Source organism: Exiguobacterium sp. TNDT2 (assembly GCF_003331145.1).
Classification (GTDB): Bacteria; Bacillota; Bacilli; order Exiguobacteriales; family Exiguobacteriaceae; genus Exiguobacterium.
Map to the genome: position 1 here is coordinate 1 of NZ_QLVE01000017.1, position 12,330 is coordinate 12,330.

At 44.4% G+C, this 12,330-nt stretch carries 9 protein-coding genes and 1 CRISPR repeat array; of the genes, 1 reads left to right on the forward strand and 8 read right to left on the reverse strand.

What is annotated here, in order from left to right; translation table 11 throughout:
• The first annotated feature begins 14 nt into the window (after positions 1–14).
• Positions 15–2,695: a CRISPR direct-repeat array (repeat unit 32 nt; unit sequence ATTTCAATCCACGCACTCACGAAGAGTGCGAT).
• Between the two features lie 179 nt (positions 2,696–2,874).
• The 8 genes from cas2 to DPV68_RS09595 all read right to left on the reverse strand — a co-directional run bounded on the left by cas2 (position 2,875) and on the right by DPV68_RS09595 (position 11,434).
• Positions 2,875–3,165 carry a CRISPR-associated endonuclease Cas2 gene (gene cas2, locus DPV68_RS09560; RefSeq protein WP_034807860.1) on the reverse strand — a complete coding sequence of 97 codons (291 nt, stop codon included), beginning with the start codon at positions 3,163–3,165 and terminating at the stop codon, positions 2,875–2,877.
• A 9-nt stretch (positions 3,166–3,174) separates the two neighbouring features.
• Positions 3,175–4,206, reverse strand: coding sequence for a type I-C CRISPR-associated endonuclease Cas1c (cas1c, locus tag DPV68_RS09565; RefSeq protein ID WP_114166580.1), 1,032 nt, complete (start codon positions 4,204–4,206; stop codon positions 3,175–3,177).
• Positions 4,203–4,862 (reverse strand): CRISPR-associated protein Cas4, encoded by a 660-nt coding sequence (gene cas4, locus DPV68_RS09570; protein WP_114166582.1) that lies wholly within the window; start codon positions 4,860–4,862, stop codon positions 4,203–4,205. The genes cas1c and cas4 overlap by 4 nt, the downstream gene beginning before the upstream one ends.
• Positions 4,852–5,706 (reverse strand): type I-C CRISPR-associated protein Cas7/Csd2, encoded by an 855-nt coding sequence (cas7c, locus tag DPV68_RS09575; protein ID WP_114166583.1) that lies wholly within the window; start codon positions 5,704–5,706, stop codon positions 4,852–4,854. Before cas7c ends, cas4 begins: the two co-directional genes overlap by 11 nt.
• Entirely contained in the window at positions 5,703–7,583 is a 1,881-nt protein-coding gene (cas8c, locus tag DPV68_RS09580; RefSeq protein WP_114166585.1) for a type I-C CRISPR-associated protein Cas8c/Csd1, read from the reverse strand. The genes cas7c and cas8c overlap by 4 nt, the downstream gene beginning before the upstream one ends.
• Positions 7,584–7,594: 11 nt before the next feature.
• On the reverse strand, positions 7,595–8,293 hold the full coding sequence (gene cas5c, locus DPV68_RS09585) for a type I-C CRISPR-associated protein Cas5c (RefSeq protein ID WP_114166586.1): 699 nt from the start codon (positions 8,291–8,293) through the stop codon (positions 7,595–7,597).
• A 15-nt stretch (positions 8,294–8,308) separates the two neighbouring features.
• Positions 8,309–10,651, reverse strand: a complete 2,343-nt coding sequence (gene cas3 / locus DPV68_RS09590) for a CRISPR-associated helicase Cas3' (protein WP_114166588.1) — start codon at positions 10,649–10,651, stop codon at positions 8,309–8,311.
• A 138-nt stretch (positions 10,652–10,789) separates the two neighbouring features.
• Positions 10,790–11,434 (reverse strand): plasmid pRiA4b ORF-3 family protein, encoded by a 645-nt coding sequence (locus DPV68_RS09595; protein WP_114166589.1) that lies wholly within the window; start codon positions 11,432–11,434, stop codon positions 10,790–10,792.
• Positions 11,435–11,727: 293 nt separating this feature from the next.
• Here DPV68_RS09595 and DPV68_RS09600 point away from each other — a divergent pair, with 293 nt between their 5' ends.
• Complete coding sequence (locus DPV68_RS09600) at positions 11,728–12,237, forward strand: glucosaminidase domain-containing protein (protein ID WP_232819588.1); 510 nt, start codon at positions 11,728–11,730, stop codon at positions 12,235–12,237.
• Positions 12,238–12,330: the final 93 nt, after the last annotated feature.

The window sequence follows — 12,330 nt, forward strand, 5'->3', positions numbered from 1 at the left end:
CCCTGGTTGAATCGATTTCAATCCACGCACTCACGAAGAGTGCGATGGCAACATAAATGGAGCGGCCAGCGATGGTACTAATTTCAATCCACGCACTCACGAAGAGTGCGATTAACTCTCGGACTGGATAAGGTCGTGTGTCTTACATTTCAATCCACGCACTCACGAAGAGTGCGATGATTGTTTCATTTTGTTCGATATGATCGAGTGACGATTTCAATCCACGCACTCACGAAGAGTGCGATTTTCCCAGCGATGGCGCGTACCTCGTTGTTACTATTTCAATCCACGCACTCACGAAGAGTGCGATGGCCGAGGACTGTGACCAAGTTGTTGAGCGGCGTATTTCAATCCACGCACTCACGAAGAGTGCGATCTCGCCTCAGCCTGGCGTCGTTCATCGATGACGTATTTCAATCCACGCACTCACGAAGAGTGCGATTGGTTCTCAAGGCAGTGAAGGCGGAAGCGCGGGAATTTCAATCCACGCACTCACGAAGAGTGCGATATACGGATTGCTACTTTTTCGACTATTTCATAGTATTTCAATCCACGCACTCACGAAGAGTGCGATCGGCGACCCGCGTCAGATTGATTACATGACAGGCATTTCAATCCACGCACTCACGAAGAGTGCGATTTTGATGGCTACTATATCGATGGCGGATCATATATTTCAATCCACGCACTCACGAAGAGTGCGATGCCATCGGCGTATGTCGTCCTTGTGTGAAGTAGCGATTTCAATCCACGCACTCACGAAGAGTGCGATTAAAGCGTACAAACTCATTGGCGACGCGTTTTGCATTTCAATCCACGCACTCACGAAGAGTGCGATATTCCAAGAAGCGGACGGTCTGTGGGTTCAAATACATTTCAATCCACGCACTCACGAAGAGTGCGATGATGAGCGGATTCACGTGGTCCAAGTACCTGTTATTTCAATCCACGCACTCACGAAGAGTGCGATGAAGAGAACGGGTGGGCGGTCATTTTCATTGAAATTTCAATCCACGCACTCACGAAGAGTGCGATTCGGGCTGTCGCAGGACTACAACCGCTCCACGGTCATTTCAATCCACGCACTCACGAAGAGTGCGATGCTAAAGGATATGACGCTCGATTGGAATTGTTAATTTCAATCCACGCACTCACGAAGAGTGCGATTGTTTGTCCACCAACTTATAGAGGACCATTGTTGTATTTCAATCCACGCACTCACGAAGAGTGCGATATGGCCGGCAACACTTCGCTCGTGATCCATTTTCGATTTCAATCCACGCACTCACGAAGAGTGCGATACCGCTCGCGTGTCTATTTCCCTAGACGTCCCCATTTCAATCCACGCACTCACGAAGAGTGCGATAAGATGAGTTACGAGGACTTTGCAGTCATGATGATTTCAATCCACGCACTCACGAAGAGTGCGATCTTCGGCGAGTCGGTCGTCAGCACGCGGTCACCGATTTCAATCCACGCACTCACGAAGAGTGCGATGCTCATCCGTCTCCGTATCGGCATCCGATGTGATATTTCAATCCACGCACTCACGAAGAGTGCGATTCGACACTGCTACAAGATGCCATCATCGACCGGTTATTTCAATCCACGCACTCACGAAGAGTGCGATGAAATCGCTCTCCTTGATAACGTGTGTGTGTAAGATTTCAATCCACGCACTCACGAAGAGTGCGATTTCTCGTTCCACGAATATTGGAATATCTCATCCTTATTTCAATCCACGCACTCACGAAGAGTGCGATAACGGCTTATCGAGAAACATGAGAGCCGCGCTATTATTTCAATCCACGCACTCACGAAGAGTGCGATCGCCTGGTACGTGGCAACAGTCGTCATCCCTGCGCGTATTTCAATCCACGCACTCACGAAGAGTGCGATGACGCCCCTCCTCCAAACGGATGAGCTCGAACGTATTTCAATCCACGCACTCACGAAGAGTGCGATAGATTCAAGAGGCGACACCGGGTCGACCGAATGCATTTCAATCCACGCACTCACGAAGAGTGCGATAGGCCGGTCTGATCGATGCCGTCATGTTCGAGGAAATTTCAATCCACGCACTCACGAAGAGTGCGATGTCCTCCGTCACCTGCATGCGATAGTCACCGAGATTTCAATCCACGCACTCACGAAGAGTGCGATGCCGAAACAGATAACGAGCGCTTGACGTGCGATGATTTCAATCCACGCACTCACGAAGAGTGCGATTATACGAGCAACGGGAGATGACTTCTTTCACGAATATTTCAATCCACGCACTCACGAAGAGTGCGATGGTCGAGTCCGAACTCGTTTAAGTCGTCTTCGAGATTTCAATCCACGCACTCACGAAGAGTGCGATTACGGCTGTGGTTCCTCGATTGGTGGTTCAACAGATTTCAATCCACGCACTCACGAAGAGTGCGATCCGAGCTCCAAGCGGCGATTCACAAGGTGTACGGAATTTCAATCCACGCACTCACGAAGAGTGCGATTAGTTACTATGCCTCTTATAATCCAGATGATATTATTTCAATCCACGCACTCACGAAGAGTGCGATGACGCGGTCGGGAACGACATCTACGCCATGCTCCGTATTTCAATCCACGCACTCACGAAGAGTGCGATATAACGCACGTGACAGTCTGGGCAACTACTTCATATTTCAATCCACGCACTCACGAAGAGTGCGATAGCCAATTTCGACTAAAAAAACACCTAAAATAAATCTAACAAACAATATTATCCGTTTAAGTATGACAACGACTAGATTTACTATCAAGTTAGATGACTATTACCGAAGAATCGAGTGCGAACCTTTCTAGAAAATTCTGTGCGCTACATGTTCGCACTCACTAAAAACAACTTCCCCTTTAAAAAATGAGAGGTCCTTCCAAATCTAAAGATTCTTTCGTTCCGTAATGTTCCACTTTAGTGGCATGATGGTTGCCTAAACGATAAAATCGAAGACTGTCTTTATCCGCATCCACAATTTCTTTCAATCGTAATTTCAAAGTTGTAAATTCTGTCTGATCAACGATACATTCAAACACACTGTTCTGGACTCGTTGACCATATTGCTGACAAACTTTTGCGACTTGTCTGAGCCGTTTCGTGCCTCCAGGTGAAATCGTGTTAACGTCGTATGTCACTAATACAAGCATACATTCCCCTCACTTATATAAGAAAGTAGGATACTCTTCTAAATCTCCTCTAAGGTGTCTAGCTAACAATAAAGCTTGCGCATAAGGCACGAGCCCCCACATCATTTTTTCTTTTAAGTAAGGGTGTTGAATCGTCTCTTGTTTTTTCTTCTGCCAAGACGAGAGAAACACTTTGCGTCCTTCTTCCGTCATAAGTACAGCTCCGTTTTCCTTTTGAATGAAATGCTTCGCTTGAATGACCTTCATATTAATTAATGAAAGTACAAATCGATCTGCATAGATTCCGCGAAGTTCTTCCATCAAATCAAGCGCCAACGAAATCCGTCCCGGACGTTCTCGATGTAAAAATCCTACATATGCATCGAGTCCGACTGCTTCGAGGGCCGCTCCAGTATCCCTTGCTAATAAACTATAGGCGAATGACAACATCGCATTCACGCGATCAAGAGGTGGTCTTCTCGAACGTCCCTTAAACATGAAATCATCTTTTTGTTGAAGAATCATGTCATCAAATAGTTGGTTGTAATGAACCGCTACCTTCCCTTCAAGTCCTCGCAATCTCTCCAAATCTTCACATTCCCGAATTTCGATTAGTTTTTTTGAGAAATATGCGGAGGTTTCCTTAAAACGCGTAATGTCAATTCGCATCGGATAGTCACGAGTCATCCTTTCAAGTATCCATTTTTGGTTGTATACTTTTCCGAGAATAAAATTCCGGGCGAGTTTCGCTGATTGAAGTTCGCAGTCAGATTGTCGGTACTGCGTTTTGCGTAACACAACATTGCCTTTGCTTTCGCCAATGACACGTGCTAAAAACCGACCGTTCTTTGTCATAAATGTCAGAGGCACATCGTTCCCAGCGCAGTATCCCATCAGTGCAGGACTTGCGCCCGTGTATCCAAATGTAACGATTCCCTCAAGGTTATGTAGAGGCACTCGGCCTAAAATTTCGTCGTCTTTCTTTACCACTACATTCCCGCCATCAAGTGCCAGATATGCATCCGATTGGTTAACGAATAATGTATTCAACATTTTTTTCAATCCCGAAGTCTCCTCTCCATGTACTCACTGACACTCTCTCGAACCATCAATTCTGGCAAGCAAATATTTTGGAGCGAACAACTTTTACAATGGGGTCCGATTCTTACCTTCGGAGTGTAACGCCGCCCATAATAGTCATTCATTTTTCTAACGATCTTCTCAACTTCATGTTTCAGACTTTCTGATAATAGGACACGATGACGATGCTTCGTTTCGTTGTAGTACAAATAACCTTCAGTAATTTGACATAAAAACATTTCTTCAAGACAAATCGCTTGCGCAGCTAACTGAAGCTCATCTTCTTTTCCTACTTTCGGTTTCCCGCGCTTATACTCGACGGGAATCGGACGATACAGACCAGGGTTTCCATATAAGGAAACCCCAGCTGGATCTTCGACGAATTCAACCACGTCACACTGACCGCTAATATTTAATGTCTCTGACTTAATTGCCATCCCTCGCACAATTAACTTATCTTTCCGCTTTTCACGTGCGGATGAATCATCCGCCTTTTTGTGCAAATGCTGCCCTTCAACAGTTCGAGAGTTTTCTTCCCATTGTTGTTCGATGTGAATGAGTGCCCACTGTCGTGGACAAAATTGAAAGTGTTGAATACCTGACAACAACAAATAGGAATCGTCACGTTTATAATCCATCTAAAATTTCAGGCTCTAGGCCATCGAGTGGAGCAACATGAATTTCATAATCCGAAAAGTCTTTTGGCTCTTCTGTCGTTGGTTTTACCGAAATAGAACGATGCACTTTCGCAGATGAATATTGTCCTAATTTCGAACTATGTTCCCACCAATATACTCTATGCACTTCCATGCTTCCTTCAGGACGAGCAGAAGAAGCATCATTTTCAAACAGTGTGACCAGTACCTGTTTTAATTTTTCTGCGTCTTCTTTCGTGAAATTCGTCTTTTCAGCAAGTTGAGTATTGATACTTCCATTCAACACATACACTCCGTGATCAACGCGATGTTTCATTCCCATCGTGTCAGAGCCACGTTCTTTCCCACTCTCAGAGTTTACACTTTTTGTAATCTGCATACTCGTAATATCGATTGGGGCGACGCTTGTTGCCGTGTGTATGGAGACGGGTCCTCGCACACCAATAGACACTCCAGATTTCTCTCCTTTAAACGCGAATACCTGTCCGAACGAACGAACGTCCATCCAAGTCGCACATGCTTCTTGAGCGAACTGGTCACCCATCCCTTTTCCTTTCATTAATTTCTTCAGCTCTTCATTTCCCTCAGCGCGGTCCCGTAAACTTTCGTAACTATCTGAACGCCGGTCATTCGATTGTACAAAAATCGACTCCCCCATATCTTGAAGGCGGTTCCGAATCTTCCGCTTAATGGCTACATCTGATATCTCCCCGTACCCATCGTAGTTTTGACGAGGCCGGTTACCGTTGAGCGGGTCTCCGTTCGGGTTTGCTTTTGAGACAGACAGGATAACGGTAAAATCAATTTTGTGGTCTAGTACGTTCATGCTTCAACACTCTCCTCATTAGATAAGTTGCCTTCTTCACGTTTTTGGTACAAATCATGTCGTTGACTATAAAAACCTAGCAGGTACATTCCCGATAACGGTTTATTCGTGAAGTCACTCGGGTCAAGTTGTGAGCCCACTTCATCAATTAGCTTAGTAACATAAATCGCTTCCCATCCGAGTTTGGCTTGGTATGGTTGAAGTGCACTTTGAATTGTCATCCATGTGCGAGCAGGCTTTTGCGAAAATGCATTCATATAGCGTATTGCGTTGGTTGCTCGGTTTTCATTTTGTTTTTTTAATGCTTTTCTTTCTAAGTAATCAGCCAATGCCAACAAACGGCCGAATAGGTAATCGCGATTCTTTAAGTCTCGGTCTAATGCCACGTTCATCCCTTCTTTCTTGTTAATCATTCCACAGGCAATTTGTAGCGTTTTCTCCCATTCCCAGTTCTCCATACCAACCGGATTCGATGCCCGCTGAATCAGACTGCGTCGAATATCGTCCGGTATGACACGACCATCAATGACACAAGGAAGCAACCGTTCGACCGTCGCTTTAATTAGCTTTTCATTGGCACGTGGTCCATAAGCCATCGTCGCTATGTCATTCAACGCTGGTGCGCCCATGAATACTCGTCGCTTTTTCTCACGATCAACGTACGTATACTCCCACGGATACTCCGTATGCCACGTCAGCAGCCGCTTAAAGTATTGTTCCTGATCAAATGAACGATAATACAAAATCGCCAGACGACCTGTCGTTGCCGCATCCAGTATTAAAATATTGACTGTTTGTCGAGGCAACTTTCTCTTATAGCCGATGAGCGCGTCAGAAAATGCTCGTGCACCATCTTGGTTCGTATCGAATACTTCTTTCTCTTCCACATTGTCAAACAATGCAGCAAGTGAGAAAGTTGAATCAACTGCACTTGGCATTTCGGTTACTTCACTCCCCCAAACCAAAAAGACACGTTGATCAATCAGTTTTCCTTGTCTTTGAATCAGCCATTTTAGTGCATTGTGTGCTTTTTGCGATACTTCATAACTAATCGTCGCTGCTTCAGAGGCTTTGTCAAAACGACCACGAAATGTGAATCCGCTACTGTCATTTGCAGAGATGAGTTTCGCTTTGTCGCCAGCATTTCGAATTTTATTCGCATGTTTGGTAGAACCAACTTTTTGTTCTCCCGTCACAAAACATAATGTAGAGTTCCCTGCTTGTTCAGCATAGTAAGCGATAAAAGATTGATAAAACTCAGAATCTCGCCATGGCTCTAGGTTCAACTGTTCAGATGAATGAACATGGAAGCGGATAAATGCTCCTTCAAGCCCTCCTGTCACAACAGAGTAAATCAAAGGCTTTTCCTCTTTCTCTTTCCACGTCCATTTCAACGTCCCATCTGTTTCCGCAAAGAGTACTTTCTCGTTTACTAAATCTTCAATGAGTCGTCCTTTTTGTAAGTACGTATAGATGCTCGTCAACCGATCAAATCCATGAGAGGATTCAGACCATTTTTTTAAGTTATCAATGTATGCTTGATGCGCATTTTCTTTTTTATACAAACCGCCAAATGCTTCATAATCTCCAGCTACATAAGGTAATTTGTCATGTAACGGATACGGGGCTATCACACTCCCTGCACGACTAGATGAATCTTCCGTACTTGGAATTAATGTGTTTCCGTTCCCCTTCTCAATCACTTCAGCCGAGTGGAACTCGCCAGTTGGTGTTATGTTGACAGTTATGTGAGCTGTTTGCGTCGTGTGAGAAACCGGGAGTAATGTGAACGTTTTACCTTCCCAACGACTTTCTGGTTTACCTACTTCATCAAGGTGTTGATTGTATGTCTCGTAAAGCTGTTGCCAAACACTCATGCCCTCACCTCCTATAGTTGTTCGTGCAACAACTCTGCTGACTCAATATCATCTTCTGTAAATGTTTTTGCCTGCATTTTTTTTATTGGTTGGACGAGTGAACAGTCTTCCGGTCTTATGAAATTGATCACCCCGCCTTTCATCACTGGTTGCCATAAGCGAACGGCAAGTTCATCGACCCCTGTCTCATCTGGATAATTAAATCCATGCACCATTGTCCCAAAGTGAAGATCAACCCCGTCATAGAAACCTTCTCCTTCACCAAATTCGATGGGTTCTACGTAAGCTTGACACTCTCTTGCCCCGAGGAAGATGTCTCTACGGCCCCCGGCTTCAAGTGAGCGTTTTAAAATGGCGTAGTGTTTTCCTTCATTGCGATCAAACGCTAGGTCGGGGCGGTGTGAATTAAACTCAAAATGTGCTCGTACGTGGTAACACACATCACGCAAGTATGTGTAGTGAGCTAAAGAGTTCCCCCCGCCATACTCAATTGGACGCATCCCCTTCGATTCCATCTTAATTGGCTTCATAATCCGAATCGCATCGACGACCATAACAATGGTCGGCTTCCAATAAATCGATTCGACAATCCCTTTTATTGCTTGATAGGTAGGGATTTGATAGGACATTTTTTCGCCACCTAACTTCGTCAATGGGTCTGTAAAGAGGGCGTAATCCCCATAAACTTTAAACTCAATCGAATTTCGCATAACTCTCTCCTCTCATCACATGATTAACCCTTGCATCTCAGAATCTTGTGATAGATTTAATCCATATTGTTCATCGTATGCGGTTGGTTGCAGCACGAGCAATCGACCATCTAGCAAAGAAACAATCCCCCCACTTTGTTCAAGCATCCTTCTTTCCTGATCATAAATGCTGATCGTATATTGTTGAGACTCTTTTAACCACTTTCGGGCATCCTCCCAATTGACGTCACCATTCAGCAGTGCAATCAATTCTTTTCCTTTGTCGCCATAGGGCACCAGCACATCATCAGTCAACTGTTCAATGACGTGAAAGTTGTCAGCAACCGTTCGATGTCGTGCTACTAGTAACAGCGGGGTATCACTAATGCGATGCCGATTTTTCGTCCCTTCAAACAACATCGGGGCCAATGTTTCAGTCGAACCTTTTACCGGGTAATCCAAATCCACTTCTCTGAGTTGATAAAACTCTTGGAAGTATCGCCGCATCGCAAGCGGGGATAATAACTCTCCACCGTAAGCGGTTGAATCTCGCTCTAAATCGACAACCAGTCGTTTCACGATTTCTTGTCCTTTTGCGATGTCGGTTAATTTAGAGACGCTTTCTTCAACGTGATCAATCAAGTAGACTGTTCGTCTTTCTACTTCACCATGTCGATTACAACGCCCCGCTGCCTGCGCAATTGAGTCGAGTCCTGCGAACGAGCGAATGACACATTGAAAGCTAACATCGACTCCCGCTTCTATCAGCTGGGTGCTAATACAAATCACCCGCTTCCCGGTATCGAGTCGCTTATTGATTTTTTCCAATATGCACTTTCGATGAGCAGCGCACATCGATGTACTCAAGTGATACACTTCATCTTCAGAAAACGACGATTTCAATGATTCATATAACTTACGGACGACCGTTTTTGTATTTAAAATGATCAGAACACTTTGATTAGTGTTGGCCTTGTCTTGCACGAATAAGCCGAGTCGATCCGTATCAAAACCGTCAGATAGAACTTCAATCTCTGTTCGTTTGAACGCTTCAACCACAACCGGCAAATCTTGAATCATTTCTCCGTCACTTGTTAACCGATGTTTTACAAAATCAAGTGCGGGTTGCGTTGCCGTACATAAAATTACGCTCGAACTTAGTCCGTTTTTTAAGAAGTTTAACGATTCATTGAATAGCGATACGCATTTGGTCGGAACTTTTTGTACTTCATCAAAAATCACGATGGCTTCACTTAAATGATGAAGACGACGCGTGTTCCGATTTCCTTTCGCGTAAAACGTGTTTAAATATTGAACCATCGTCGTAAAGATAATCGGGGCGTCCCAGTTATCTTTTGCTAGATTCAATTTCGACTGTAAATTCATCTCATCTTCAGAAGCGTCATCTAACTGCACGACGTTTGAATGGTGTTCAACGATTTCGTTCGTTTTTAAAACTGCTCGCGCGACCTGGGCGTTCTGCTCAATAATCGTAGTGAAAGGAACAACGTAAATAATTCGTCGTTTTTGGTAATGGATAGCGTGGTGAAGGGCGTAACGGAGACTCGCTAACGTCTTCCCACCTCCCGTCGGAATCGAAAGTGTATAAATTCCACTGGGTTGTTTAGCGTGATGCATCGCTTGCTCGGACATCTTCTGTCGCAACGCGTTAATGGGGGAAACAATTGATGAGGTGCTCAATCGCGTTATATGTTGTTCTAAGCGCCCTTTATAGACAGTGAGGTAATCTATTAAACCGGAATCAATTTTATTTTCCTCAAACTGTCTCGTATTCGTTCGATCTGCATCAATCAAAATACTAAAGATTAACTTGGTGAGAAATGATGAATTCGGTACTGTAGCACCGATTCGTTTCAAATAGCTCCATAACTGTCGATGGGCAACTTCGACGTAATCATTAAAATCGACTTCTGAAATGACTTCGTCAAAAAATCGCTGTTTACAAACCTCATATTCTTCGAGTGTTTTCACTTCTACTCGTTGAAGAAAAGGTGAGTCTTCACCTTGGACATAATCATGGAGATTTCCATGATGAGAGATGATTGCATTACTTACAATCTCAGCTAATAATTGCTTCGAAGATTTCCCTTTTAACGTATCGAATAATAAGCGTCCACCCGCAGTAGCATGGTCTACTTCTCCCCGTTTCACTTTCTCACCCGACACAGCTCGGCGTATGTAATGTTGAAATGCATCACTGTATTTCCCCATGTCGTGAAGCAAAGCGGCAAGACCGCAGACATTGCTAAGTCCAAGTGGTCGTCCCCAGTCTTCTGCCAGTATTTTGGCATCTACTAAATGTTGACGAACAGATTGAATTACCTGATCATCTGAACGGACATGTGCAATAAACTCCACATAATCACTCCTTTCATAGCCCTGAATATTTTCCACATGTTAGGTGTTATCACCTTCAATATTATTACATTATCTTACTTTAAGTGATTAATTTTTCTTATCAGGTTAAACAAAAAAAGCGACTTTCGCCGCTTTTACTTATTTCATTCGCTTCACTGTCACATACTCTTGTAACAGGAAATTGATTTTATTGACTTGATACGGTTTTACATCCTTTGACGCTTCCACATACTCCTTGTGTTGCGGATGAGCCGGGTCGTTCAAGATGTCTTGAATCATCTGATTCCCAGCCATTCCTCCGACATCTTCAAACGGCGTCTCCCCTTCCCACTCTGTGACCATTGGATATGGATACGGGTAGTTGTCAACGACTTGTTCGAGCGTTAGTTGATGTTGCCACTCCTCGCCATAGTCGTACGTATAGTAGAGTGTTTGATGAGACTCGATAACATTCGGAAGCTTCACGTTTTTCATATCCCGAACCGTCACTTGTTTGAAGCGTTCTAATAGGCCCTTTTCAAAATCACTCAGTTTTGACTTTTCCTTTAAATGTGCGAGGCGACTTTTGTGTTCATACACTTCCTCAGGGTTTAACACGAACCGGAACGTCGGCTTTCGTAAATCATCTTCAAACTTCGCCAAGTGGGAGTCGTCCCACCACATCACGATTTGAATGGCATCATGAAGTCGTTTGAAGTTCGTCTCGGCCGGGATGATAAAGCGGCGCCATACGGGGGTCGGGCTGTCCAATAGTTTTATTTGAAATTGATATGCTTTAAACATAGATTATGATCCTCCTAGTTTCGTTTTGGCCGTTTCACTTGAACGTGACAAGCCGACAACCGATTCGCCCATTCTTTGTTCATGTAAATTGGATTTTATTCCCTCTTCCTGAAAATGAAGCAACCAATCTGATTATTATATGGTATTATTTGTATAGTTTGTTGAATCGAATCGGAGGCCTCTTGATGAAAAACATACTTGTCTGCTGTATCACCTGTCTCATGATTATAACTTCGTCCTTCACCTTTACAATATCAGTTGAAGCCGCAACAAAGAAAGAGAATCGTGCTATTATGGGAACGTCGGCATTAAAACCGCAACAAATGGCAGATTACGTGAAAACGAAAAACCCTAAGAATGTGCGTCTTCATGGCACGACGGTTGAAGAACTCGCCAAACTGTTCATCATTCTAGGTGCCAAAGAAGGCGTCCGCGGAGACGTCGCGTTTGCACAAGCTTTGAAAGAAACTGGCTACTTTCGCTACGGCGGAGACGTGCTTCCGAAGCAGCATAACTATTCAGGGATCGGCACGACCGGTAAAGGTGTCAAAGGTCATTTCTTCCGTTCCCCGCATCAAGGAGTGCTGGCTCAGATTCAACACCTGAAAGCCTATGCCTCAAAAGATAACTTAAATTCGACGCGCGTCGACCCGCGTTTTCATTACGTAAAACGGGGATCGGCGACGACATGGCCTGCCCTTCATCGCAAGTGGGCGATGCAACCTTCAGGCAATTACGGCAACGAGATTCTCTTTATTTATAAAGAGATGGGACAGACAAAACTTCGCGTCGCCAAAAAATGAACGAACTATAATGACTTACAGGGGTGAAAGATAGTGACTTGCCATCAAGTACGGATGTATAGCGGGCTCGCGCTTCTCGTTGCGGGCATCGCT

What these genes read in the sequence shown, in the direction of transcription:
- cas2 (WP_034807860.1), bottom strand. Translation starts at nt 3,165, where the DNA reads ATGCTTGTATTAGTGACATACGACGTTAACACGATTTCACCTGGAGGC.
- cas4 (WP_114166582.1), bottom strand. Translation starts at nt 4,862, where the DNA reads ATGGATTATAAACGTGACGATTCCTATTTGTTGTTGTCAGGTATTCAA.
- cas7c (WP_114166583.1), bottom strand. Translation starts at nt 5,706, where the DNA reads ATGAACGTACTAGACCACAAAATTGATTTTACCGTTATCCTGTCTGTC.
- cas8c (WP_114166585.1), bottom strand. Translation starts at nt 7,583, where the DNA reads ATGAGTGTTTGGCAACAGCTTTACGAGACATACAATCAACACCTTGAT.
- cas5c (WP_114166586.1), bottom strand. Translation starts at nt 8,293, where the DNA reads ATGCGAAATTCGATTGAGTTTAAAGTTTATGGGGATTACGCCCTCTTT.
- DPV68_RS09595 (WP_114166589.1), bottom strand. Translation starts at nt 11,434, where the DNA reads ATGTTTAAAGCATATCAATTTCAAATAAAACTATTGGACAGCCCGACC.
- DPV68_RS09600 (WP_232819588.1), top strand. Translation starts at nt 11,728, where the DNA reads ATGGGAACGTCGGCATTAAAACCGCAACAAATGGCAGATTACGTGAAA.